This is a genomic window from Nostoc sp. DedQUE09 (assembly GCF_034530915.1).
Classification (GTDB): domain Bacteria; phylum Cyanobacteriota; class Cyanobacteriia; order Cyanobacteriales; family Nostocaceae; genus Nostoc.
The window spans coordinates 186543-210838 of sequence record NZ_JAVRCE010000004.1 but is presented as its reverse complement, the minus strand read 5'-3'; the positions used below and the strand labels follow the sequence as shown (position 1 = coordinate 210838).

The following is a 24296-nucleotide window of genomic DNA, read 5'->3' as shown; positions in this document are numbered from 1 at the left end:
TCACTAAACAGAAATCCCATCCTAGCAAGAGATAACAATTATAATTTTGTAGCTTTTGCATAGGGTGGGGTTTTTATTATCTATGGAAGACTTAGTAGTGGATATAACTCCATCATCTAATACTTCCATTTTAAATTTATTTATACTCCTGCAAAGCCCCTAACTTGCGAATTCCCGGCCAAATCATAGCTGTAGCAATCACCACTAAAATTGTGCCAATTCCACCACCCACAACGGAAATTACCGGGCCAAATAGGGCCGCAGTCAAGCCGGACTCAAAGCCGCCTAATTCATTCGAGGCACTAATAAACACGCTATTAATAGCAGCAACCCGACCACGCAAATGATCCGGTGTTCTAATTTGAACTAATGTATGGCGAATCACAACGCTAATACTATCTAGTGCGCCACCAAGGATCAGCATTAACATAGACAGCCAAAAGGAACGAGAAAGTCCAAAGATAATTGTTACAACCCCAAAGCCAACCACTGACCATAATAAGGCTGGGCCTGCTTTGCGTAACGGTGGTAAATACGCCAGGGTGATAGCCATAGTCAAAGCACCGATGGAATGTGCTGCTTGTAGATATCCCAATTCCACTGGCCCCACATGTAAAATATCTTTGGCAAAGATCGGCAGGAGCGCGATCGCACCACCTAACAATACAGCAAACATATCTAATGTAATCGCGGCTAAAATCAACTGATTCTGCCAAACAAACTTAGCACCAGCTGCAAGTGCTTTAAATGAAATTGGCTCGGTTGCGCGGATGACTTTTTGCTCTTTGATCGCCAGCGTTAAAATAAAACACAGTAAAGCTGCGATCGCTGCTAATACATAAACTCCTGTAGCACTTCCTAACAGCGCAATCCCAAATCCTCCGAAGGCTGGGCCGATAACTGCGGCTAACTGAAAGCTACTACTATTCCAGGTGGCTGCATTCGTAAAAGCACTAACAGGTATCAACTGCCACATCAGAGCATCACTTGCAGGTTTGAGGAATGCTCTAGCAACACCTGTAAATACTAAGCAGGCGTAAATTAGAAAAATTGCACCTTGAGTATAGGAAAGTACTGCTAAAGCTAGGGAGCAGAGAGCTAGCAGCATTACCGAGAGTAACATCGTGAGTTTGCGATCGCGGCGATCGGCAACATCTCCGGCAATTAAGGTGAGAATAATCATCGGTAGAACTTGCGCCAGTCCTACACCACCTAAAGCGATCGCTGAGTTAGTCCGCTCATAGAGTTCCCAGCCAATCGCTACAGTTTGCATTTGCGACCCCACGAACAGCACCAGCCGTCCAATGGTAAATAGCCGATAGTCTCGAAACTTAAAGGCTGCAAAGGGATCGTGTTGTGCAACCTCAAAGTTATGGGGCTTTGAGTTCTGTTTTCTCGAAGACATTTTTTAGTAGAGTTAAGCCTTCTTCAATGTTGGAAATTTGGTCTTCTGAAAGACCTTTCAGCAAGTCAGTAATATGAGCGCGAGTTTGATCTTGGGATTGCTTGAGATGGTGTTTTCCATCTTCAGTTAAATTGAGCAGCACCCGCCGCCGCTCTTGAGGATGAGCAATCCGTTTCACGAAGTCCCGTTGTACCAAGCGTTCTATGGTTGCTGATGCCGTGGCAGAGGTGACACCTAAATGCTCTGCTAAGTCAGATAATGAAGCACCAGGATTCCGGTTGATAAATGCTAGCGATCGCAACTGAGGTATAGATAAAAAAGCGGCACTATGGGCACGCATATCCGCTCGGATAAACCGCATCACTAATGGAACTGTTTCCATTACTCTAGCGGCACATTCTTCGGAAGTTGCACCTTGATTAGGTTTATCCAAGGTCATGGGCTTGTTGTTCTCCTAGTTACATGGCTACCCGTGGATAAAGTTTTCCACCAAGGATGGCCAAAATGATTAATGTTAATAAGAGAATTGTACAATCCAGACCAAAGCCATAGATGCTAGTGCCGTTTAACAGCATGGTGCTACGTAACCCGTCAACCAGATAAGTCAACGGATTTAAATGGGAAATGAATTTTAACCAACTGGGCATCAACGAGATCGGATAGATGGCATTGCTAGCAAAAAATAACGGCATAGTTAACAATTGTCCAATACCCGTCATCCTTTCTCGGCTTTTCACCAAACAGCCAATAATTAATGAAAAAATACAAAATGTTCCCGCCCCCATTATGACTAGCAGCAGTACTTGGAGAATAGCTAGGGGATGAAGATTTAGTTTGACACCTAATAAAAATGACAATCCGTAAATGAATATTACCTGAGATAAGCACCTTACCCCACATGCTAAACCTTTGCCTAACACCATCGCTACACGGGGTGTTGGACTAGCTAAAAATTTATGTACAATCCCTAAATCTCGCTCCCAGATTAGCGTCATTCCACCACTAAAAATTGCCACAAACAAAATACTCTGAGCCAAGATGCCAGCAGAAATGAAGTCTAAATAGGGTAAGTTGCCTGTTGGAATCGCGCGAGTCCGGGCGAAAACTTGCCCAAAGATTAGCAGCCATAAAGCTGGTTGTACAGCCCGAACTATTAAATCAGTGGGATCGTGGCGGAGTTTACGGATTTCCAATTCTGCGATCGCCAGGGTTTTTGTAACTAGCTCTTTAATTGCAGAGATCAAATTTACTCGGACGGTGGGTGGTGCTTTAACCCAACCGTTGAGCAGCACGTCTGGTTCTCGCTGTGTCACGGTAGTTGACTCCTGATGTTAACTGGTCGCCTGTATAGTGAATAAAGACATCATCCAAAGTTGCATTTGGGTTATCTAAAGAAGCTTTTAAATTGGTTGGTGTACCTGTGGTAACGACTTCACCTTGCTGCATAATCGCCACTCGGTTACATAAGCTATCCGCTTCTTCTAAAAAGTGGGTTGTTAAAAATATAGTTGTGCCGTAATCAGCACAGAGTTGTAGTACAAGTTGCCATACTTGAGTTCGAGCGATGGGATCTAGTCCGACAGTCGGCTCATCAAGAAACAGAATTTGGGGTTGATGTAGAACTGATATGCCGATTTCCAGCTTGCGGATCATCCCACCAGAGTAGTTTCGTACCAAACGTTTCGCCGCATCTTGCAAACCCATGTATTCTAGAATTTCATAGATGCAGCGATCGCGTCCTTTGGCAGGTATTCCATACAGCTTGGCGAAGATTAAGAGATTTTCGTAACCCGTAAGGCTACCATCAGCAGAGAGCGCCTGGGGAACATAGCCGATAGCCCGTCTCACCGGATTAGATTGACGAGCCACGTCATAGCCAGCTAAGGTTGCTTTCCCTGCACTGATAGGCAGTAAAGTTGTCAACATCTTAAGAACTGTACTTTTCCCTGCGCCATTGGGGCCAAGCAATCCAAATACTTCGCCTTGTTCCACAGATATGCTCAGGTTATTAACTGCCGTGAACTTCCCAAAACGGCGTGTGAGTCGCTGAGTTTCCAGAATCAACGGTTTTGGTTCGCTAGCAGGTTGCGATCGATTTATTTTTGTCGTCAGTATTGTCACAAGTTTGATGCACTTCTATTAATTAGTAAATCTAACTATTAGCTTCTCAATAGATTTACCAGAAGTCAATAGACTTCTGGCATAAATTTGAATCAGAGTAAAGGGAAACTCAGTAGAGTGGCGGCGAGGTTATTGATGGGCGAAATATTACTGAAAAATTCACCGCAAACACTTGCTAGGATGGCTAATAGGTGAGAAATTTTCAGAATACCTACTGCTGCTCAGTTAAAAAGTCTATGCCGCATTTAATTTTCATCAACAAGCTGCAAAACCCTCTTGTATAAAGGTTCCGCCACCCAGAATCCTGCTTGGTTAATCAGAGCATCTAACAAAGGTTTCACAGCAGAAATCAGCCTTTGACTTTTAGCTTCAACCAAGATCCCTAAAATTCCTGTATAACCAAGATTTAGCCTAGCTGCAACCATGCGACCACGACGTTCATCAATCAAAACTTGATCTGCTTTCATTTCCAGTGCTAGAGCGATCGCTTCAGCTTCACCAATATCCAGTTCATTGCTGAATGCTTCAACCAGTATACGATCTTGAACTGGACGAGTTTGAATCCAGATAAAAGTTTGGACTTCAATTGCACCTGCAACTGGAAAGTTGGGATCAGTCAGTTCTCGGTAGACAGCTTCAGGAATTAGGACTGTTCCATAAAGCTGTTGTAGTAAATGAAGATGGTTAATGGCGGCGAGGTTATTAATGGGTGAAGTATCACTGACAATGATCACAGTCTCCCCATCGCCCGTAAGTTTTCTATATCTTGGTCAAAATCTTCGACTCCATAATGCACTGAAATTTGACGACTTGCAAGTAGATGCTGAAATGCTATACGATTCATGCCTGCAAATCGGCTGGCTTGAGCAAGGGTTAACTTTTCTTTTTGAAAGAGCATCACCGCAATTTCCTGCTTCATTTCGCCTTCAGTCATCCGAGTTGCGGTTAATATTTCGTTAGGAATGACGACGCTCATAATTATAATCCTTTCTATCACTACTATTCTAAGCAGCTTCAAACTCTTTGTTGCTGATTTGGTATACAGCAAAATGCCACTAGTATTAATACTGTTACATGGTTAGTAACAATTATGCTCTAGTAGTAGAGTATCGTGTACCAGATTATGAGAAATTGATTTATGAATTTTGAAGATATTACCAATAAAGCCGTTGAAAAAGGTGTAGAAACTGCTGTAGAAAAAACTTTAGGCGTTAAAGACCTAAAGACGGTAAAAGCCGTTGTAGAGACTGGTGCGGCCGCAGGCGCTGCTGTCAGTGCTGCTACAGGGTTATCTGTTGCAGCAACTTCAGGAGCAGGAATCACTTCTGGTCTAGCTGCGGCAGGTGGTGTGGTTGGTGGTGGTATGGCCGCCGCTCCTGCTGTATTGGCAGCAGGGCCAGCTTATGCTGGAGCAAAAATAATGAATGAAACTTTGTTCAAAGACCAACCGGATTTGTCTGCGGAAGAACGTGAAGCTCGTGCAGCTGCAAGAACAGCTACAAATATTGGGGCTGCTGCTGGTGTAGCTGGTGCTGGTGCTGTAACTGTAGCTGCTGGTGCTTCTGGTGCTGCAATTATGAGTACCCTTGCAGGTATCGGTGGTGTTGTTGGGGGAGGTGCGATCGCTGGTACTGCAATAGTTGCTGCTGCACCTGTTGCTGCTGCGGCAGCTATTGGATACGGGATATATAAACTTTTCGGCGGCGGTAAAGACAAATAGCGTTAAATATACAAATCGCCATAAAGCACAAGGATATACAAAATACTCTCCCATTAGGGAATTATTTGATGACATTTACGAAGTAGATTCAACAGTATTAATTCCAGAGACTCGTATAGCGATACTTAACATTAATGAAGAACTGGTTAGAGATTTAGCGAAATATCCTGAAATGTTATATGAACTCGACCCTAGAAAATTTGAGGAGTTAGTTGCTCATATTTTACAAAATAAGGGTTTTGATATCACCCTGACTCCAAAAACGAGAGATGGTGGTAGAGATATACAAGCAGTTCATAAAAGTTCCCTTGGCAATATGCTCTATTTGATCGAATGTAAACGCTATCAATCCTCGAATAAGGTTAGAGTAGAGTTAGTTAGATCCCTTTACGGTGTCAAGCAAAGAGAACGTGCGACAATGGGGATTTTGGTGACAACATCATCATTTACAAAAGATGCTTTAGATTTTGCATCCCCATTGAAATATGAACTCAGTCTGCGAGATTATGAAACACTAAAAAAATGGCTTAAGGATTATAAATAATAAATCTGAAATAAAATCATATCTATAAACCTTCTGCAAAATATCTGATTATGGTGATCGTTGTTTCCCTAAGCCCAGAATTAGAAGCACGACTCCGCGAGAAAGCTACACAGCAGGGACAAGATGTTAGTTTCGTTGCAGCCCAATTGCTAGAGGCTGTCCTAGAGTGGGAGGTGCAAGACTCAGAAGCAGCTATTAAGGGTATTCAGCAAGGATTAGAAGACTTTGAAGCGGGTAGATTCCGTTCATTTGATGATTTTGCTGACGAGCAACGTCGCAAGTATAATCTGCCAGCCGATTCATGAAATACCGCATTGAAATCTCTAGTGTAGCTGAAGCAGAAGCAGACAGCGCATTTTTGCAGTTATCTCAAGTTACTTCTCCTGAAAGGGCAAGTCAGTGGTATGCAGGATTACTACAAGTCATTGAGTCTTTATCGCAAATGCCAAGCCGATCTTCTCTAGGGAGAGAAAATGATTATTTTAGCCAAGAAATTCGCCAGATACTTTACGGTCGAGGACGCAACTCATACCGAATAATTTTCACGATTTTCGCAGGACAAGGGGTAAGGATGGGCAAATAGTTCTAGATCAAATTCGTACAGTTGACAAAACTCGATTAGTCAAAAAGCTAGGTCAGATTGACTCTGATGAACAAAAAGCAGTTTTAGATACCTTGGCTGAAATGTTTGCTGAATAATATGCCTAATAATTCTATAAACCGGATAGTTATACCAATTCTTTATGGCTAGGAGTTATATAACATCTTTGCTTATCTTCAACATTTTATTTCCACCAGGCTGGAATTCGTATTCAACCTTTCCAATATCTATTTTATAACCCATTGAAGTGTAATATTTTACTATTTCATCTAAATGTTGTGAGTGTTTCCACATTAAAGTTATCAGGGGAAATATTCGAACTTCTTTAGCAATACGCAACATCTCACCTACTGAATTTAAGTGAAAATCGTAATCGAGATGATCTGAATATAAAAATAATAAATGCGAACAAAGGGCTAGATCAAACTCTTGATTATCATAAGCCAATTTTGGCAATTCACCGACTGCATATCTATTACTCTTTTTGCCAGTTTCATAATCAGACAAAAATTCTCGAATAACTTTGACTCGATTGTGTCGCAAATCATCTGGAGATTTGTGATAGCTCCATACCCAATCATTCGATGTAGCCTTAACTTGGTTAATAATGTTATCTACCACTTCATTGAATCTTTGCAATATCTCATCGCCAGAAAATTGGTAGAGTGGATCAATAGAAACTACACTTTTACCCTGACGTGTCATTTCTGCATTAAAGCTTGCCGGGCCATCCCCAATTCCAATAATTTTTTTATTTAAATCTGCATTTGTTAAGTTGAATATTTTTATATATTCATCCATTGACCTTCCAAAAGGAACTACTTTATCAAGAACCATTGCCATAGAAGTTACCTCGTCAATATACTGATTAAACAGGATGATAGCATCAAAATGTTTTATTCACTGAGAGACGGCAATCATTCAGAAGCGCGTTAAGTTCTTTTATAACTGTCAAAGGATTTCTACCTATAAATAAAGCAGCGATCGCAGCTTCATAAGGATTTCTACCTGTTTTTTTGACAGCATTTATTGCAGCTTGATTTGATAATCCTCGGACACTAACTAGCCATGCCGCTAACACATGTCCAGTACGTCCAATTCCACCAGAACAGTGTACAACAACTTTCTCTTTTTGTTTATCAGCTTCTATTAAGAAAGGAAGTATTTTCTGTGTGAGGGTTTCTAAATCAGATAAATGGAAATCTGCAATTGGTGCCCAACAAATTAGCTGATTCCCAAATTCCTGTTTGTATATGTTTAGAAGATTAGAGTAAGAACCTAGCTGTTGTTCATCAAGAAGACAGCAAACACGCTTGATATCTTGACGCTTCATGAACTCTATCCAATCCTGAACATTCTTGTCGGTGTATCCAGGTCGCGCAGCACCAAAGACTATTTGCTCCTTCTCCCAAGCTGGGGCAAATTTATACATATTAACTATCTAGAGTCGAGGTTGATAAATCTCACCAATGGCAGAAAATAGCGATGGTTGCGCCAACGCTTTCAGCGATCGCAGTTTAAAAATATCTCTACAGCCGATGCCAGCTACAGTAACTATATCAAAGACTTAATACAATACCTACGTATACCCCATTATCTTGCTTTAGACTGATACTGTACTGCATCCAACCTATCTGGAAAAGAATAAGGTAGGTTGAATGGTAAGAATAAAGTTTTTCAATAAATTTTATATTTTTGTGAATTATCTTGCTGACTATACTACCTCTAATGCTTATTTTTAGGACTTTTGCAGCTTACTTGGCCAGCTCCAGTAGTTACCTTGACTAATCAATGAGGTTAAGAGAAACTAACTAAATACTGATGTGTGTGCTTATAATACTAATAAGTTTTGTAAAGATTCTGAGATATATATGTTGAAAGATGGAACATTAATTAACAAATGGCGAGTTAGTATCTAAAAATGTTCCTACGGCTATATTTGTAGCCTTCTGCTAAGGCAGTACAATTTAAGCGTACTTATCCTGGTTGACCAAAAGAATGGAGACATTAGAGTTCATAATCTATCCAGACGGTCGGGTACAAGAGAAAGTCACTGGCATTGTGGGTAATTCTTGCGCTGAAGTTACAGCAGCAATAGAGGCACAGCTAGGGCAAGTACTTAATCATGAGCCAACCTCAGAATATTTCGCCGCCAAGGTGCAGCAATCTAATCTGGCGAATACACACACCACTTACAGCGATTGGTAAGTTTTCACAGTAGTTTAGTGTTATTAATTCACAACCACCATGTCACACTTTAGCCAAATTAAGACTCAAATCCGTAACCTTGATTCTTTGAAAGATGCTTTGACTGAATTGGGCGTAGACTGGAAACCCGGCCCACGAGAAGTTCGTGGCTATCGCGGTCAAACCCATCCTGCGGAAGTTAGTATTGAGCAGGAAAATGGCTATGACATCGGCTTTAGATGGAATGGCAAGGAATATGAATTGGTGGCTGACTTGCAATATTGGCAACAAGATTTGTCTGTAGATGGATTTTTGCGCCAAGTAACACAGCGCTATGCTTATCAAACAGTTCTGAAAGAAACTGCTCGTGTTGGTTTTCAAGTTTCTGAACAACAAAAAAATGAAGATGGTTCAATTCGCCTGGTAGTACAGCGCTGGAGTGCGTAATGGCTGATTTTCTGCCGTCGCCGGAAGAACAAGAAGATAACCGTTCCGGTTTGGAACCAGAACTAGGGGGTTTTTTACGGGATGCCCCAGAACGTTCTGGTTTAGAACCGGAATTGGGTGGTATGCTACGCCAAAATGGTGTTTATGTTGACGAAATCACCTGTATTGGTTGTAAGCATTGCGCTCATGTTGCGCGTAACACATTTTACATTGAACCAGATTACGGGCGCTCGCGCGTGGTTCGGCAAGATGGGGACGCTGAGGAAATTATTCAAGAAGCAATTGATACTTGTCCGGTTGATTGTATTCACTGGGTTGATTACACTGAACTGAGAAAATTAGAAGACGAGCGCAAATATCAGGTAATTCCTTTAGTGGGTTATCCTGTAGAACAGGCAGTTGTTGCTAGCGAACGTCGGCGTAAAAAGCAAAAGTTAAAAACCAAAAAATCCCGTTATTAAGATAAAAACGTTAAATCAATATAATAAAGGACTGGTATATCCAGTCCTTTTGTTTTTCGTTATGTATTTAATTTCTGATGCAAGGATAATTTTGAATTCCCTGTAAGGGCTAACTCCCTTCATTTGAAATTTAGAGGATCGTGTTGTGAAAGCAATTTTTCTACTTTTGCCTCGTCTAACCTAGCGGTTAATCTTCTGGTTTCGTGCAAGTCTCTAGTAGTTTTTGCCAAAGTAAAAGTTGAGCCAACAGAGAAAGCCATACCCATACCCATAAAGCCTTTCACCCAGCCATTTACAGGTAAGTTTACAATACCGAAGCTGGTCATAGAAATAGAAATCACAAAAGCTGCCCAAGTTTGAATAACCCAAGCTGCACTATCTTTTTGGGTACCAATTGTTTGCATATTTTCTACCTTTAATATGAGTTATTAATACCAATTCTTAATTTGTAATTAAGAAGCGTAAGATTTAATCTGGGTTCCAGATTTGTATCTATAGTTTATTTTTGGAGAATTGGTGTTAACAGTAATTATATTTCTTGGTAGGTTTACTGGTAATTAATAGTAAGACCAGTTTCGTAACTGGACTTCAACAGATAAGCTCAAGAGGAATGTAGTCAGTAGAAACTGGCACAAGATTTGTACCAGTTTTATAAGTGGCATTAAAAAGATGAGTTTAGTTATTCATCTGGAAAAGTCTGTACCTTGCCATCAGGACTGAGAACAACTCGAATTCTGACATTTTGTCCATTTTTATTAGCGGAAACAAAAGGTTTGCCAACTTCAGGCATCCCAGCGTTATCAACGAATTCTCTTGCTGCCTTATTAAGGGGGAAAATTCGTTCAATTGTGCCGTCAACACCAACTATCAAACTGTACTCTAATGTTTGTCCCAGTCCAGTAGGTGGTTGCCAACGCTTTGTTAGGTATTGTCTAGCTTCTGCTACTTGAGGTGTGTCAAATAATGTGCCAGTAGCTACTTCTCTGGATGTGGGGTTTTTACTTGCGTCCCCTAATTGATCGATAAATGGATTATTAGCAGCAGTTCTAGAGGAGGGAAGTTGTGAAGTAGGTTTCTCTCCAGCAGAAGATTGCTGTAAGGAACTGATTCTTTCGTCTAACTGTTGTGAGGTTAGTGGGGAGGGTTGGGTTGGGGTATTGACACGATTCTTATTGGGTATGGTGTCAAGAGATGGAGGCAGGACTGGTGAGATATTAGTTGGTAAGCTATTTGCGTTAGAAGATAGTCTGGGTGGCAAATTCCGCAGTTGAGGGATAGCACCAGGTTGGGAACTTGACCCGGTTGGATTCTGTCCCAGATTTGGTAATATGGCAATTTCCTGGCCTGGGATTTTGCTCGATGGTGCGTTAGGAAAGCTCGCCGGAGGCATCGCTCGATTACTAGGAACGGTTGCAGTCGTCCCTTGAGGTATTGTCAATGCATTTGGTAGTGGTGGAGAGAAACTAGAACCAGGAACTGTTAGAGGTGCTTGAGGTAAAGTGGATGTGGAAAGTGGAGGGGTGGAACCTAGCAAATTATTTGATGGAGGGGTTAGTCCAGGTTCAGGGGTGGGAAAGTTTAGTGGGGATGAAGGTTCTAGAGCAGTTTTTACCGCTGTTGAATCCGCTGTTTTGGCTGTCTGCTGTTGCTTTTCTCGAATGTTGTTGGCATATTGCCAAGTAACTGGTAAAAAACCTACACCTAATACTAATACCGCGGCAATAGGTGCCCAAGTAGGAAACCTCAGAGTCGAACTCGTGCTGTTGAAAGTTGGAAGTGCCATGACATCAGTTGAGTATTCATCTAAAGCACTTGCCAAATCGAATAGTTGCAGCAAACTGAGTTGAATTACGGGGCCAGATGAATAGTTGGCCAGAGAACCAAGAAATAAGTTGTGAGTTAAATAGCTGCTTGGTTCTAAGTAGATATTTGCCCCTGGAATCTGGGTACTAAAGGCATTTAATGTTTTTGTTGAAGACTTTAATTCCGGCTCATCTAGTGCTGTGCTTGACTCTTGGGTACTGGAGAAACTAACCCAAAAGCTTTCTGGAGACTGTTGGAGAAATTGCTGTACATAGTTGGTGACAGCATCACATAAAGCTTCAAGTTGTTCGCGATCGCCCCGAATTGGAACTCTGTGTTCTTCTGGTAGTCGGGGATCGTCAAAACGTAGCTCAAAACTCAGATGTTTGAGGACAGTTTTCCCCATCCAACGGGACAGAGGTGAGCTTTGCGCGAATACTTCTAGCGTGCAAGTCGGTGGTGTGTAGCAACGAATAACTGAATTTGATAGAGGCATGACAGGAACTACGAAGAAGACTATATTGGGATTTTGCAAAAATTGAGCCAGTTGCTTGCAAAGAAAAGTTGGAACGGTGGATTCTTCCACTCAGAAATTTGTCAGGTTCCTTCTGTTATGCAAACTGGCGTGCAAGGAGGAAGCATTGTTGATAGTGCATCGCTCAAGAACTAATGACCATCAAAAAGGAATCCTTACCTAGCAAACTTTTGATAACGAATTTTGATTGAGGAATTTCAAATCTAAAATTTAAAATTTTGTTGAACGGTCTATAAGTGCTAGCCAGAGACGGCGATGCCCACCAGGAGCGCTGTAAAAAAGTAAATCTACAAGCAGTTTTAGGGCCAGGTTGGTTAGTAAATCCGTTGAGATTTGCTCGTCCTCTTCCATCCGCTCTTGGTAGGTGTTGCAAAAAGCATCAATATAGTCTCCAAGTAAAGCAGCCTGGTGAGGTTCCCGGTTATTTTCTGCCATTTGTTCTAACAGACCGACAGCACGGCGAATCAATTCCTGGTGCTGTTTGGCTAGGTAGCAGACGATCAAAACAAGCGATCGCGCTTCTTCGACATCTAGCTTTTTTCGCCCTCCTTGACCTTTGCGTAGAGGATTTGATTGGCGCAATCGCCATAAAGCTACGCGGTCTGGCACTCTTGACTCTAAATTCAGATCGGTTGCCGCCGAAAGCATTGCCTCTGAACCAATCCCAGTTAAGGTTTCTAGCGCCAACAGCACCAAGTCTAATTGGGTTTTGATATTGTCCCATTGAACTGTGTTAGGGGCTGGAAGCTTGATTAAGTCCTCCCACTGGGAATTTGGAGTGGCTGAGTTGGCGGCCGAGTGCATAACTTTTAGCATAGGTGATCGAGCTGATAGGGGATGTTGCTGTTACCCATTTTGAAACCAGACTCTTAAGAATCAAGCTTGGTTTCCCATAGCTATAAGCCAGAGGCTTCAGCTAGCTTTTTTATGTGGTAAACAGTAGGTATCTTTGTCTTACTCTAGATGAAAATTTATTTTCGACAAAGTAAAAAATTATCAATTCTAATTAAGATTTATCTAACTTTCACTGTTAGCTCCGTATCAGAGTATCAATAAACTATTGTTTTAAATGCTAATTGCTAACGATCGCTAAGTAAGTATGTAGAATACCTCCTAATTTGCTTGCGGTTTTAAATTTTGAAATTTCTTGATATTTATTACTTGGTCTTAATATATACATAATTATTCTACAAATATTTTTCCTGTTTGCTAAAGGCACTTTTTGCTGCTGGATATTACCCTAAGTGAGTTTTACTTGTGTGCAGCCTGTTATTTCAGTATAGGCTGGGCAACATCAGGACAATTGACGCCTCCATGAATAAAACTGATGATAAACTTAAAAATTTGATAAAGTCAGCGTTTGAAGATGTTGGGTGATTGATTTATTCCAACTTAGTTGGTACTATTGCTCTAACCACAAACCACGCACATATCAGAACTCATTTATAAAGTTAATGGGCAGAGGTAATAGTTTAGATATTTACCAAAACCCATGCTTCAGTATGGGTTACAGATAATTCACTTAGTAGAAATAACAACGCAATAATATAACAACTATGAAAAAGCATTTTTTTGCCTTTTCACTGATAGCTTGTGCTGTCGGTGTGACTTTGCCAACTCAGGCATTTGCAGTTAAGCTATACGGTGCTGGAAGTTTGCGCGATAGTCTCACAGAAGTAGCTGAATCTTTTAACGAAAAATATGGGATTGCAGTAGAAACGCGATTTGGCCCCTCTGGTTTAACACGAGAATTTATAGAACAAGAATTCTCTGAAACTGGAAAATCCGCAGATGTTTTTGCCAGTGCAGATATTGATAACCCTCAAACATTGTTTGAAGAAGGTTTGAGTGAACCTGTAGTGAACTTCACTAGCAATCGCATGACTGCTGTTCTCAGATCGGGACTCGGTGTCACATCAGATAATTTGTTGGACTTTTTGCTAAAACCTGAAATCAAATTGGGAACTTCAACCCCTGTAGCAGATCCATCTGGTAACTATGCATGGGAGATATTTGACAAATCCGATCGGGTTACACCTGGTAGTTCCCAGATTCTTAAAAATAAAGCTTTACAGTTAGTAGGTGGTAATCCTAATGCTCCTATAGTTCCTAATGGCAAAAATAATTTAGTCTACTTTTTAGAAGAAACAAAACAGGCAGATATATTTTTAGCTTATTACACCAGTGGCAAGACTGCCCAAGCAACAGAAGGTGGTGAAAATCTGCAAATAGTAGAGTTACCCGGCTATTTAGCAACGAAAGCTAATTATGGACTAACTACACTGAAGAATGCTGATCCTGATGGTGAAAAGTTAGTCGAATATATCCTGTCACAAAAAGGGCAAGAAATTTTGGCTAAGTATGGATTTAGTGCACCTTCTACTTCTGTTCCCGAACATCAAGGTGCGGGTGGAATTTTGCTGGCGGTAGGGGTAGCTTTTATCTTGAATAAAAAATTGATCAAAAAGCAATTAATAAAAATAGCTCAAGATAGGTAGAAAACTTACTAACTTCGTCTTGTCCTAAGTCAACCTGATAGCACCTTGAACAACAAAGTCAAATATGAATAAGCTCAATACATTTACTTTTTACTCTCAACAAATAGCAAAAGCAGGTATAGCTTTGATAGCAGTAATTTCATCGAGCATTTTGCTTACTAGCCTTACCCATGCAGCTACGCTTGGCCAAAATATTATTGTTAATGGAGATGCAGAACAAGGAGAAGGAGATCCCATTGGTAATGCTGTTGGAACTGATATTCCCTTCATCCCTGGTTGGATTCCAACTGATAGTTTTAGTGTACTACAATATGGAGCAACAGGTTTTGAATTTACTAACCCCTTGGGTAATATAGTCGCTGTTAGTGGACTTCCTAATGTTAATAGTTCAGGACCAAATGTACGTGGTAAAAATCTATTTTTTGGTGGTGCTAATAGAAGTTCCTCAAGTGCTTCTCAACTAATTGATATAGCTAACCTTGCCTCTATAATTGATGCTGGGCAAGGAACATACGATTTGAGCGCCTGGTTAGGTGGCTACGGCACTGATTTAGATAATGTAAAGTTTAGTCTTAATTTCCTCAATCAAGATGGTCAATCTCTAGACACAGCATTCATTACTTCAACCACCCCAGAGGAGAGAAATAACACTACAGGTTTATTATTCCAATCTACAAAGGGTTTTGTTCCCGTTGCTGCAAGACAAATTAATGTTGCTCTGGATATGAACTATGTTCGTGGGCGCGTGAATGATAGCTATGCCGATAATTTATCGTTAGTAATCACCAAAGTTCCAGAATCGGATTCAATATTTGGACTGCTAGTAGCTATTAGTGTCATTTGCTTGCTGATATCCGATTTTACTACTAAGAGTACAAATGGGAAATGCACAAGAAGTGGCCAGTCGTACTAACTTTTTAAGAAAGAGATTTGCAAATAGTAAACGTTGGTTGGTATTTTCTCTAAATACCGTGAGAATTACCAATTGCAAGTGAACTTTATTTTATATGAACAACGGTAACACCACTGCCGCCATCTGCTTGTTCTGCTGGTTCGTAGTTGTTCACTCTGGAATGCTGTTGCAAAAAGGCGTGAACTCCTTGTCGCAGCTTACCAGTACCGTACCCGTGAATAATCCAGATTGGGCCTGTAGCTTCCGAGATGGCTTTATCTAAAATGTATTCGGCATCAGCCACCCGTTTACCACGCAAATCGATGGTATTTTGGGAAGTCCGAATTTCTGGAACATTTTGCGGTGGCGGGGTTACTGCTGCTGGGGCTGGTTTGGGTTTGACAATTGGTTCGGCTTTTTGACCATCTAGAGATTCTACGTCTTCCAACTTTACAGTCATTTTCATTAGCCCAAAGCGAACGCTTAATTCGCCATCTTGATCGGGGGCGGCGATCACTTCTGCTATCTGTCCCAATTTGGGAACGCGGATACGATCGCCTACTTTGGGCATAAACCCAACTTTTGGCTTTGCTGGTGTTACTGGCTGATATTGCTGGCCAATTTGATTCAAAGCATTGGTGGCTTGCTGGGCTTCTTGGGCTGTAGGCGTACCTTTCTGCAAACGGCGGATAACTTGGGCAATTTCACCTTTTGCTTGAGCGATCGCTTGTTGCACTGCTACTTCCTGTGAAGCCCGCAAACTGCTTTCCCTTTCCTCCAAACTTGCGGCTTTTGCAGATACTTCTTTATATAAACGTTCCGCTTGCTGCAACAAAACTTGGGCTTCCGCAGCTTTGGTTTCTTGGCGGCGACGTTGCGCTTCTAACCCTGCAATTACCTGGTTTACTTCATCTGTGGCTTCTCCAACTTGGGTTTTCGCCTGTTGTACCACTTCTGGCTTCAATCCCAAGCGCAGGGCAATTGTTAGAGCGTTAGAACGTCCGGGGATGCCCCATAGCAGACGATAAGTAGGCGACAGAGTACTTTCGTCAAATTCTACAGAGGCATTTTCAAATCGATCGTCTTCGTATTTCAGGGCTTTTAGTTCCCCGAAGTGAGTGGTAGCGATCGTTAGCTGGGAATGGTTGGCGAGATATTGCAACAAGGCGATCGCTAAAGCACTACCCTCCACTGGATCGGTTCCTGCACCGACTTCATCAAGTAAAACGAGTGCTGAGTGTTGAGTGCTGAGTGCTGAGTGCTGAGTGCTGAGTGATGGAGAAATAACTCTAGTTTCCTGCTCCTCTGCTTCGCCATTTCCCAATGCTTCTAAAATCCGACTAATGCGGCGGATGTGTCCAGAGAATGTGGATAAGCTTTGCTGTAAGGATTGTTCATCGCCAATATCTGCCAGCACTTTATCAAACCAAGGTATTTCTACTGGTTCGCGGGCGGGGACGAATAAACCCACTTTGGCCATTAATGCTGCTAACCCCAAAGTTTTTAAGGTTACAGTTTTACCGCCAGTATTGGGCCCGGTAATTGTCACTACCCGAATTTGCGGACTGATCAGCAAATCTACAGGAACTACTGGTTGCCCTTGTTCGTGCTGTTGCTGCCACACTAACAGAGGATGCCGCAAGTTCCGCAAGGTAATCATTTCCCTCTCTTCTCGCTGGATAAATCGCGGGGGATTCGCTCCTAGCCAGAAACTATATCGCGATCTAGCGGTTGCCAAATCCAAAGTAGTAGCGATCGCTAATAATCTTTCTAAATCTGGTTTGACTGCGGCTACAAGTTCTGTCAAAGCACGGCGAACCGCTTCTTCTTCTGCTTGCTCTCTCCTGATAATCTGCCGCAGTTGGTTGCCCAAGGGCACTACTGAATTCGGTTCCACATAGAGGGTAGCACCGCTGGTGGAGGTATCGTGGACTATACCGGGAATGGCATCTTTTTGAGGTGCTTTCACAGGAATCACAAAGCGATCGCCCCGTTGCGTAATCAGCTGTTCTTGAACTGCCCCAGATTTTGCCTGTAAGATATTTTGCAGCTTTTGGGTAATTTGGCTGCGTACTCGCCGCAAGTCTGTGCGAATTTCTCCCAGTTTTTGACTCGCGCGGTCAGTTACCTGGGCCCGTTCATCAATACAGCGGTGAATTTCTTGCTCTAGTTCTGGATAAGTCCGCAAATCGGCAACTAACTCAGTGAGTATCGGCAAATCTTCTTGATTGTCGATGACACGGCGTAAATTTCTGGCACCAGCGAGGGTGGTGGCGATCGCTAACAGTTCTTCCCCTGCCAAAACTCCACTGCGTTCTGCTCGTTCTAAGGAATCGCCAATATCTTGAATTCCTTCAAATGATAGTCCCGTGGTCAGGCGAGTTTCCAGTTGGTAGATTTCTTTAGTTTGCTCTAACAACAGTTCGCTTTGGGTCTGAGAATCAGGTATTTTCAGATGACGCGCAGCTGTCGCCCCCAGCTTCGTTGCGGCAAAGGTGGCAAGGTGCTGGCACAGGCGATGCCATTCTAATAATTCTAAGGTTTCAGATTGGATCAAGGTTTCAACATCTAATCTGAAATTATGGTAACAATTCTAGCTCCTAGATGGATAAATCTTAAAGGAGAAAATTTTGCTTTAATTCAATCAGCTAGCTAGTCCGTGGCAATAGCCAAGTAATAACTGGCACATTAAAATATCTTTTCTAAGAAAATACCCCAACACTAACTGTCATCGAAAACAACACAGAAACGAATTAGGCAGCAACTATTTCTTGGGCTAGAACGTAAGGCTGAACGATGAGAGTATTAAATCGCTTACTGCGATCGCCATTCCATTCTCCCACTTGTACTGTTGTGGGTTTGGTAATCAATTGTTTATCAATCCACTGTTCCACTGATGGAATGTTATCACTGGCGATCGCTACTCCAACATCCACCAAATCTAGCTCAAGTGCCACCAAAATTACTGCATCTCTTTGTACATGAGGAATTAACCATTCCCACTCTGCCTCATCCAAAATTTCTGTTAATTCCGCTCTTAAATCCGACATTACTTCCCAATGTTTATTTGTAAATGGCTATTTTTACATTATTCACTAGTTCCGAGTTCCTGACAAATGACCAATGACTAAATTTCAGATTTCATTTCATCAATTTCAAATAAAGACACAATTACTCCAGCGATAGGAATAGATATAAAAACACCTAATAATCCTGCTACTTTCGCCCCGACTAATAAAGCAAAAAACACCACTACAGGATTAAGATTCAGCGCACCTTGCATAATTCTGGGCGCAATCAAGTTGTCTTGTATCTGCTGGAGGATAATGCAAGCTATTAATACTTTCAATGCTAACCAAACACCTTGAGACAACACAAATAGAGTCACTGTACTTACTCCTAATGTCGCCCCTATGCCAGGAATAATATCAAGAATTCCGACTATTATTGACAATATCAAAGCAAAAGGCACTTTTAATATTACAAAAACTAGGAAGGTCGAAATTGTTAAAAATCCACTTAATAGCAACTGACCTCTAAAGAATCCTAAAAAAGACTTTTTGATGATATTTGTAAATCTATTACGGCGCTGTTTCGGTACTATTTTTAAAATAAAACTCCACAGTTTATCTCCATCCAATAGCATGAAAAAAGCCACAACCGCAATCAGTAGAAAAGTAACAAAGTTTGTCATAAACCCTTGCAAAATAGCTAAACTAGTCACAAGAGTTGATACAGCTTGATTCCGTAATTGTTCTTCAATAAAACTTAAATCTATCTGTAAATTACGGTTTCGCAAAAACCCTTCCAGTCCCTCTAATAAAGGTATTAAAGAATTTAAAAATGCAGTGATACTATTAATTAATTGTTGTCCTTGAGATAAAACTGTTAAGCTCACAGTCATTATCAGACTGCCTATAATCACAATACTAAGCAAGAAAACGACACCAACAGCTATACTGTGGGGCAAAAAACGCCGCAGTCCTTGAACAGGATAACTGAGCAGAAAAGCTAAAATTGCCGCAAATGTAAAAATTACAATTACCGCTTCAAAATAAGCTAAAAGTTGTACAATTGCCCAGCCGGAAGCAATTAAAAGCAAAAATCTAACTAATGCCAGATTATTTAATCGCTCCCAAAAATTCTTGGCTTCAAAGCCGCTCATAATAATTCATAATTTGTAATTCATAATTCGTAATTTGTCGTAATTAAGCCTTGAAAACGCTAGTTGTTTAGCGCGCTCAAGTTAGCCGCCCTGTAAGATTGAGAGTTATTTGTTGGAAGTCCTTTACTGTATTGCTAGAGGAATAAATTTTAAGATTAGAGTAATCTAATAGCGATCGCTACCTCCCTAAAGCATATATCTGTTGTATCTCTAGACTCATCGTCCTAAATCATGCATTTCGTTAATGACTGTGGCGCATTTTTGTGTCAACGCTTCTAATTCCTCTTTATTACTAGAACTGGGAGCATCAATCAAGTTACCAATTCTGACAGTGATAGGAACTGCGCGAGGTAGGGGCGCTCCTTTTTGTAAAATCCCTTCAGTACCCCAGACACTTACCGGCAATATCGGGGCTTTTGCTTTCGCCGCCAGTAGCAATGCGCCTCTTTTGGGGTCTGTAATTCGACCATCTGGGGTGCGAGTACCTTGCAAGAAAACACCGACAGCCCAACCTTTATCGAGATATTCTAGGGCGGAGCGGATGGCATTGCGATCGGCATTTCCCCGACTTACTGGGTAAGCACCATACAATTTAATCGCTTGCGCCAAAATGGGGATATTAAATAACTCTTCCTTAGCCATGTACGCCACTGGACGACGTACACAATTAGAGACAATCGGCGGATCGAAATAACTAGCGTGATTACTTACTACTAATAGAGGCCCTGATTGGGGGACATTTTCCGCACCATAAATCTGGCCCCGAAAGTAAGCGTGAAGCATGGGGCTGACGACTGACCATTTAAAGGCGTGGTAAAGTGCCAGACTGATCAACGGTTCGCGGTTTTTGTCCACAGAAGATAATGCAAATCAAACTGAATTTAGCATACGCGATCGCAACACCCAGATCAAACGCAACAAAGCTATAGAGATGAATTGCTTTACCCATCTGGGAAAACTAAATCTTCAGCCTAAATATTTACCTCTGCTACTCCATGCTTACCCAATTTAGACAAATTCTTCACAAACAGTGGTCTTTGAAGTCTATCCATATCGTTAAGAAGCCCCCCACCTCACTTACCCACACAACACAAATTAATATGGCACTACGAGTAATCGGGGTGGTACTCGCGTCTGCTGGAGTGAGTTCAATACTTCTCGGGTTTTGCATTTTTAACTCGGAATCGGGTTTGGGGTAAAGGGTAAAGGGTAAGGGTTAAAGGTTTTTTCTTTCCCTTTTCCCTTTCCCCTTTTCCCCAAAACCCGAGAAGTATTGGGGGTGAGCTATGTCCATGTCATATCCCGTTTGGAAGCCGAGACGCAAACCCAGCTAGAAAAGTACATTAGCGGACGAGGAGAGCAAGAAAGCAACATCTTTCAACTCGCACAGAATAACCTCCCTTTGCAGGAATCTAAGCAACCCACTAATATTGATTTCCAGGCTGAATCAAGATTGCGATCGCAGATAATGATCTTGGAGTTCCAGACACAACTTTAACAAGATTATTTGACCCCTTTTTCACAACTAAAGATGTGGGTAAGGGATCTGGATTGGGTTTATCTATCAGCTATCAAATTGTGACTTAACTACATCAAGGTAAACTTGATTGTAATTCCACATTAGGAAAGGGCGCAGAATTTATCGTAACCCTACCGATAGAAGCTAAAAAAATTAACTAGGCAAATTAGCAGCACTCTGGATATTTTCTAATATTAAATCAGGGCTATTACGTTTAATCAAGCCAGTTAGCACTTTACCAGGGCCAACTTCCATTACTCGCTCGATACCGTTAGCTGGTAATTGCAGACAAATTTCTCGCCATCTTACAGAACCAGTCATTTGTTTGTTCAGACGTTGCTTTAAAATCTCAGCATCAATAGACGGAATTGGTTCAACATTAGACAGCACTGGCACAATCGCCGGTTGAAATTCCACAGATTCTAAAATGTCTTGAAATTCCGCAGCTGCTGGTGCTATTAAATGTGAATGAAATGCTCCAGAAACTTTTAGGGGAACCGCACGCTTTGCTTTAACTTGAGTCATCACCGCTTGTACAGCCTCAGTCGTGCCTGAAATTACCACCTGAGCCGAACTATTATCATTTGCTATCACTACATCAGGCGTTAGAGAAATGACTTTTTCTAGCTGTTCGCGGTCAAAGTTCATCAAAGCTGCCATCATACCATCGATGGAACTATCCATAAGTTCTGCACGACGCTTCACCAGATATAAACCAGCCGACCACTCAAAGACACCCGCTACATAAAGAGCAGTATATTCTCCCAAACTGTGACCAGCAACTAAATCTGGCTGATGTCCTCGTTCTCGAAGCAGGTCGGCAAGAATGCTTTCAACCACATAAAGACTTGGCTGAGTATACAGCGTCTGTGATAACTTCTCTTCTTGAGTTTGACAAATTTCAGTTACAGACCAACCCAAAATATCCTCAGCTTTGGCAAGCTTGTCTTTAGCGGACGGTATATCTAGTAAATCCATTCCCATTCCCAGCGTTTGGGAACCTTGTCCGGGAAACACCCATGCAGTTTTTGTCATTTCTCAATAGTCAGTGGTCATTGGTCATTTGTCATTGGTCATTTGTCATTGGTCATTAGTAAATAACAAAGGACAAAGGACTAATGATAAAGGACAAAATATTTATCTTCCCCATTGAAAGATTGCCGCGCCCCAGGTAAGACCGGCACCAAAGCCGGATGTCGCAACGATGTCATTGGGTTTAATTTTACCTTGTCGTACCGCTTCATCTAAAGCTAAGGGGATGGAAGCAGCTGAGGTATTGCCGTACTGGGCGAGATTACTTATAACTTTATGTTCTGGGATGTTTAGCCGTTGGGCAACGGCATCGATAATCCGCTGATTGGCTTGATGCAATATCAGCCAATCTATTTGATCGACGCTGATGTTGGCTTGAAACAAGGCTTTATCAATGATTTCTGGCACTTTTTGCACAGCAAAGCGATAGACTTCTTTGCCGTTCATCGTAATTGGTTGGTAAGTGCCTTTGGTGATATTTACATCAGTCACCAGTTCTTGGGAAGTTCCTGCATAAGCAAGGTTGAGGTAATGGTTTTGAGTACCATCACTTTTAAGTGCAAATCCTAATAAGCGATCGCTTTTGGCAGCCTGTAACACCACTGCCCCGGCACCATCACCAAACAATACACAAGTCCGCCGATCTTCCCAATCTACCCAGCGAGAGAGGATATCTGCCCCGATTAATAGTACGTTTCTATACACACCGGTTCTAATGTATTGGGCTGCTGTAACCAAACCAAACACAAAGCCGGAGCAGGCAGCTGTTAAGTCAAAAGCTACTGCGTTGGTAGCTCCCAATTTAGCCTGTACTTGACAAGCACTACCAAACAAATCATCAGGGGTGGAAGTCGCTAGCAGAATTAGGTCTAGGTCTTCTGGTTTAATTCCCGCAGATGCGATCGCCTCAGTGCTGGCGGCAGTAGCGAGTACACTCAAGGACTCAGAAGGCAATGCTAATCGCCGTTGACGAATTCCCGTTCTTGTGGCTATCCACTCATCTGATGTTTCAACTAGTTCACTCAATGTATCGTTGTGTAGGGAAGTTGCTGGTACTGCCGAGCCGCTTCCGGTGATTGCTACGCCTAAGTTTTGCACTCTTAATCTCCCAAGCTATCAGCTTTTTGTCCTTTGTCTTTTGTCCTTTGTCCTTTGTCAGTTGTCCTTTGTCAGTTGTCCTTTACAAATGACCCATGACTAATGACCAATGACTAATGACTAATACTTCGACTACGCTCAGTACAAGTGACCAATGACCAATGACTAACCGCTCTCGCGCTCTAGGATATATTGGGACTGAATTCGTTGTATCACCTGGTTGTCAACAGCTTCTTTTGCCATGCGAATTGCATTAAAAATTGAAGGTGCTTGGGAGCTACCGTGACCGATAAAACAGACTCCTGCCACGCCTAAGAGCAAAGCACCACCATGTTCTGCGTGATCCATCCGCTGCTTAATCCGCTTCAGGTTTGGTTTTAAGAGTGCTGAACCGATTTGACCGTGCAATCCTTGGGGTAATTCTTCCCGCAGAATTTGCAGAATCACTTCTCCGACGGCTTCGGCAAATTTCAACAATACATTACCTACAAAGCCATCGCAGACAATCACATCAAAGCGACCAGAAAGCACATCACGCCCTTCAGCATTGCCAATAAAATTAATTTGGGAATTTTCGCGTAACAGCTGGTGAGCGCGGACTGCTGCATCATTGCCTTTCGAGTCTTCTTCACCGATATTCAACAAACCCACTTTCGGTTCAGCTGTACCCAAGACATACTTACTGTAAGCCGATCCCATAACGCCAAACTGCTCTAAAAACTTGGGGCGGCAATCTACATTTGCGCCGACATCAAGTACTAGCACTGGCTTACCAGCAATAATTGTGGGGAAAACTGTCCCGATCGCTGGGCGATCAATTCCTGGCAATCGTCCTAAGCGGAGCAAAGCTGATGCCATAGCTGCTCCAGAATGGCCGGCAGAAAATACGGCATCTGCCTTTTCCTGCTTGACTAAATCCATCGCCACATTAATAGAAGCCTTGCGTTTGCGTCTAACTGCATTTAAAGGCTCCTCATCCATTGCGATCGCTTCTTCAGCAGTCACGATCTCCACCTGCCCTAAACTTGTTTTTGATGGCAAGGCAGCTTCTATTTGTTGGGGATCGCCAACCAACAATATATCTACACCCAATTCTTCTCTTGCCCGCAATGCGCCAGCAACGATTTCACCGGGTGCATGATCCCCTCCCATGGCGTCAATTGCGATCCGTACGCGAGTCGATCCCATTGCTCACAGCTTCTAGAAACCTTACAAATTTTACCAGATGGCAATGCCCGAAAAAGCTTAATTTTCTGACCGCCAAATTA

General features: G+C 42.1%; 31 protein-coding genes. 13 read left to right on the top strand and 18 right to left on the bottom strand.

Annotation, left to right across the window (positions count from 1 at the left end; translation table 11 throughout):
* Positions 1-136 precede the first annotated feature (136 nt).
* The 6 genes from RMY27_RS04410 to RMY27_RS04385 all read right to left on the bottom strand — a co-directional run bounded on the left by RMY27_RS04410 (position 137) and on the right by RMY27_RS04385 (position 4502).
* Positions 137-1405, bottom strand: coding sequence for an MFS transporter (locus tag RMY27_RS04410; RefSeq protein ID WP_322660767.1), 1269 nt, complete (start codon positions 1403-1405; stop codon positions 137-139).
* Positions 1371-1844, bottom strand: a complete 474-nt coding sequence (locus RMY27_RS04405; RefSeq protein ID WP_012410989.1) for a MarR family winged helix-turn-helix transcriptional regulator — start codon at positions 1842-1844, stop codon at positions 1371-1373. Before RMY27_RS04405 ends, RMY27_RS04410 begins: the two co-directional genes overlap by 35 nt.
* Before the next feature lie 19 nt (positions 1845-1863).
* Positions 1864-2718, bottom strand: coding sequence for an ABC transporter permease (locus tag RMY27_RS04400; protein ID WP_322660764.1), 855 nt, complete (start codon positions 2716-2718; stop codon positions 1864-1866).
* Positions 2675-3526 carry an ABC transporter ATP-binding protein gene (locus RMY27_RS04395; RefSeq protein WP_322660763.1) on the bottom strand — a complete coding sequence of 284 codons (852 nt, stop codon included), beginning with the start codon at positions 3524-3526 and terminating at the stop codon, positions 2675-2677. Before RMY27_RS04395 ends, RMY27_RS04400 begins: the two co-directional genes overlap by 44 nt.
* Positions 3527-3771: 245 nt before the next feature.
* Positions 3772-4260: a DUF3368 domain-containing protein gene (locus tag RMY27_RS04390; RefSeq protein ID WP_322660761.1), complete on the bottom strand. Its 489-nt coding sequence runs from the start codon at positions 4258-4260 to the stop codon at positions 3772-3774.
* Positions 4257-4502 carry a UPF0175 family protein gene (locus RMY27_RS04385; RefSeq protein WP_100903255.1) on the bottom strand — a complete coding sequence of 82 codons (246 nt, stop codon included), beginning with the start codon at positions 4500-4502 and terminating at the stop codon, positions 4257-4259. The genes RMY27_RS04390 and RMY27_RS04385 overlap by 4 nt, the downstream gene beginning before the upstream one ends.
* A 162-nt stretch (positions 4503-4664) precedes the next feature.
* Between RMY27_RS04385 and RMY27_RS04380 the strand changes: the two genes are divergently transcribed.
* Genes RMY27_RS04380 through RMY27_RS04360 form a run of 5 tightly spaced genes read left to right on the top strand, consistent with a single transcriptional unit; the run spans position 4665 to position 6489 of the window.
* Positions 4665-5246: a hypothetical protein gene (locus RMY27_RS04380; protein WP_322660759.1), complete on the top strand. Its 582-nt coding sequence runs from the start codon at positions 4665-4667 to the stop codon at positions 5244-5246.
* A complete protein-coding gene (locus tag RMY27_RS04375; RefSeq protein ID WP_322660757.1) occupies positions 5200-5790 on the top strand; it encodes a restriction endonuclease in 591 nt (196 codons plus the stop codon). The genes RMY27_RS04380 and RMY27_RS04375 overlap by 47 nt, the downstream gene beginning before the upstream one ends.
* A 50-nt stretch (positions 5791-5840) precedes the next feature.
* Positions 5841-6095, top strand: a complete 255-nt coding sequence (locus tag RMY27_RS04370) for a hypothetical protein (RefSeq protein ID WP_322660755.1) — start codon at positions 5841-5843, stop codon at positions 6093-6095.
* On the top strand, positions 6092-6373 hold the full coding sequence (locus tag RMY27_RS04365; RefSeq protein WP_322660753.1) for a type II toxin-antitoxin system RelE/ParE family toxin: 282 nt from the start codon (positions 6092-6094) through the stop codon (positions 6371-6373). The genes RMY27_RS04370 and RMY27_RS04365 overlap by 4 nt, the downstream gene beginning before the upstream one ends.
* Complete coding sequence (locus RMY27_RS04360) at positions 6319-6489, top strand: type II toxin-antitoxin system PemK/MazF family toxin (RefSeq protein ID WP_322660821.1); 171 nt, start codon at positions 6319-6321, stop codon at positions 6487-6489. The genes RMY27_RS04365 and RMY27_RS04360 overlap by 55 nt, the downstream gene beginning before the upstream one ends.
* 55 nt (positions 6490-6544) lie before the next feature.
* Here the strand turns inward: RMY27_RS04360 and RMY27_RS04355 are convergent, their stop codons facing one another.
* A complete protein-coding gene (locus RMY27_RS04355; RefSeq protein ID WP_322660751.1) occupies positions 6545-7234 on the bottom strand; it encodes an SAM-dependent methyltransferase in 690 nt (229 codons plus the stop codon).
* A 43-nt stretch (positions 7235-7277) separates the two neighbouring features.
* Entirely contained in the window at positions 7278-7823 is a 546-nt protein-coding gene (locus tag RMY27_RS04350; RefSeq protein ID WP_322660749.1) for a protein-tyrosine phosphatase family protein, read from the bottom strand.
* Positions 7824-8389: 566 nt separating this feature from the next.
* Between RMY27_RS04350 and RMY27_RS04345 the strand changes: the two genes are divergently transcribed.
* From RMY27_RS04345 to RMY27_RS04335, 3 genes are read left to right on the top strand one after another with little or no spacing between them, the layout of a single operon-like run.
* Positions 8390-8599, top strand: a complete 210-nt coding sequence (locus RMY27_RS04345) for a DUF2997 domain-containing protein (RefSeq protein WP_099099907.1) — start codon at positions 8390-8392, stop codon at positions 8597-8599.
* Positions 8600-8638: 39 nt separating this feature from the next.
* The gene (locus RMY27_RS04340; RefSeq protein WP_322660747.1) at positions 8639-9025 is read left to right on the top strand and encodes a DUF1257 domain-containing protein; all 387 of its coding nucleotides are present in this window, start codon (positions 8639-8641) and stop codon (positions 9023-9025) included.
* Positions 9025-9486, top strand: a complete 462-nt coding sequence (locus tag RMY27_RS04335; RefSeq protein WP_322660745.1) for a ferredoxin — start codon at positions 9025-9027, stop codon at positions 9484-9486. Before RMY27_RS04340 ends, RMY27_RS04335 begins: the two co-directional genes overlap by 1 nt.
* Positions 9487-9605: 119 nt before the next feature.
* On the opposite strand, the gene RMY27_RS04330 is transcribed toward RMY27_RS04335, so the two are convergent.
* From RMY27_RS04330 to RMY27_RS04320, 3 genes are all read right to left on the bottom strand, one after another.
* Positions 9606-9890 carry a YiaA/YiaB family inner membrane protein gene (locus tag RMY27_RS04330; RefSeq protein ID WP_289796743.1) on the bottom strand — a complete coding sequence of 95 codons (285 nt, stop codon included), beginning with the start codon at positions 9888-9890 and terminating at the stop codon, positions 9606-9608.
* 275 nt (positions 9891-10165) lie between these two features.
* Positions 10166-11785 carry a DUF4335 domain-containing protein gene (locus RMY27_RS04325; protein ID WP_322660743.1) on the bottom strand — a complete coding sequence of 540 codons (1620 nt, stop codon included), beginning with the start codon at positions 11783-11785 and terminating at the stop codon, positions 10166-10168.
* A gap of 249 nt (positions 11786-12034) precedes the next feature.
* Positions 12035-12640, bottom strand: a complete 606-nt coding sequence (locus RMY27_RS04320) for a DUF3038 domain-containing protein (RefSeq protein ID WP_322660741.1) — start codon at positions 12638-12640, stop codon at positions 12035-12037.
* A gap of 740 nt (positions 12641-13380) precedes the next feature.
* Here RMY27_RS04320 and RMY27_RS04315 point away from each other — a divergent pair.
* Positions 13381-14322 carry a molybdate ABC transporter substrate-binding protein gene (locus RMY27_RS04315; protein WP_322660739.1) on the top strand — a complete coding sequence of 314 codons (942 nt, stop codon included), beginning with the start codon at positions 13381-13383 and terminating at the stop codon, positions 14320-14322.
* Between the two features lie 64 nt (positions 14323-14386).
* Positions 14387-15235: a PEP-CTERM sorting domain-containing protein gene (locus RMY27_RS04310; protein ID WP_322660737.1), complete on the top strand. Its 849-nt coding sequence runs from the start codon at positions 14387-14389 to the stop codon at positions 15233-15235.
* A gap of 85 nt (positions 15236-15320) precedes the next feature.
* On the opposite strand, the gene RMY27_RS04305 is transcribed toward RMY27_RS04310, so the two are convergent.
* The 4 genes from RMY27_RS04305 to RMY27_RS04290 form a co-directional block, all read right to left on the bottom strand.
* Complete coding sequence (locus tag RMY27_RS04305) at positions 15321-17771, bottom strand: endonuclease MutS2 (RefSeq protein WP_322660735.1); 2451 nt, start codon at positions 17769-17771, stop codon at positions 15321-15323.
* Positions 17772-17967: 196 nt separating this feature from the next.
* Complete coding sequence (locus RMY27_RS04300) at positions 17968-18264, bottom strand: DUF2288 domain-containing protein (RefSeq protein WP_289796739.1); 297 nt, start codon at positions 18262-18264, stop codon at positions 17968-17970.
* Between the two features lie 77 nt (positions 18265-18341).
* The gene (locus RMY27_RS04295; protein WP_322660733.1) at positions 18342-19379 is read right to left on the bottom strand and encodes an AI-2E family transporter; all 1038 of its coding nucleotides are present in this window, start codon (positions 19377-19379) and stop codon (positions 18342-18344) included.
* Between the two features lie 216 nt (positions 19380-19595).
* Positions 19596-20234 carry a lysophospholipid acyltransferase family protein gene (locus RMY27_RS04290; protein WP_322660731.1) on the bottom strand — a complete coding sequence of 213 codons (639 nt, stop codon included), beginning with the start codon at positions 20232-20234 and terminating at the stop codon, positions 19596-19598.
* On the opposite strand from RMY27_RS04290, the gene RMY27_RS04285 reads away from it, so the two are divergent.
* The 3 genes from RMY27_RS04285 to RMY27_RS04275 all read left to right on the top strand — a co-directional run bounded on the left by RMY27_RS04285 (position 20227) and on the right by RMY27_RS04275 (position 20966).
* Complete coding sequence (locus tag RMY27_RS04285) at positions 20227-20391, top strand: hypothetical protein (protein WP_322660729.1); 165 nt, start codon at positions 20227-20229, stop codon at positions 20389-20391. The genes RMY27_RS04290 and RMY27_RS04285 overlap by 8 nt on opposite strands.
* Before the next feature lie 267 nt (positions 20392-20658).
* Positions 20659-20877, top strand: a complete 219-nt coding sequence (locus tag RMY27_RS04280; protein ID WP_322660727.1) for a hypothetical protein — start codon at positions 20659-20661, stop codon at positions 20875-20877.
* Positions 20826-20966 (top strand): ATP-binding protein, encoded by a 141-nt coding sequence (locus tag RMY27_RS04275; protein ID WP_322660819.1) that lies wholly within the window; start codon positions 20826-20828, stop codon positions 20964-20966. The genes RMY27_RS04280 and RMY27_RS04275 overlap by 52 nt, the downstream gene beginning before the upstream one ends.
* 85 nt (positions 20967-21051) lie before the next feature.
* On the opposite strand, the gene fabD is transcribed toward RMY27_RS04275, so the two are convergent.
* The 3 genes from fabD to plsX form a co-directional block, all read right to left on the bottom strand.
* Positions 21052-21933, bottom strand: a complete 882-nt coding sequence (fabD, locus tag RMY27_RS04270; RefSeq protein WP_322660725.1) for an ACP S-malonyltransferase — start codon at positions 21931-21933, stop codon at positions 21052-21054.
* A gap of 102 nt (positions 21934-22035) precedes the next feature.
* Positions 22036-23028: a beta-ketoacyl-ACP synthase III gene (locus RMY27_RS04265; protein ID WP_322660723.1), complete on the bottom strand. Its 993-nt coding sequence runs from the start codon at positions 23026-23028 to the stop codon at positions 22036-22038.
* Positions 23029-23193: 165 nt separating this feature from the next.
* Positions 23194-24216 carry a phosphate acyltransferase PlsX gene (gene plsX / locus RMY27_RS04260; protein WP_289796733.1) on the bottom strand — a complete coding sequence of 341 codons (1023 nt, stop codon included), beginning with the start codon at positions 24214-24216 and terminating at the stop codon, positions 23194-23196.
* Positions 24217-24296: the final 80 nt, after the last annotated feature.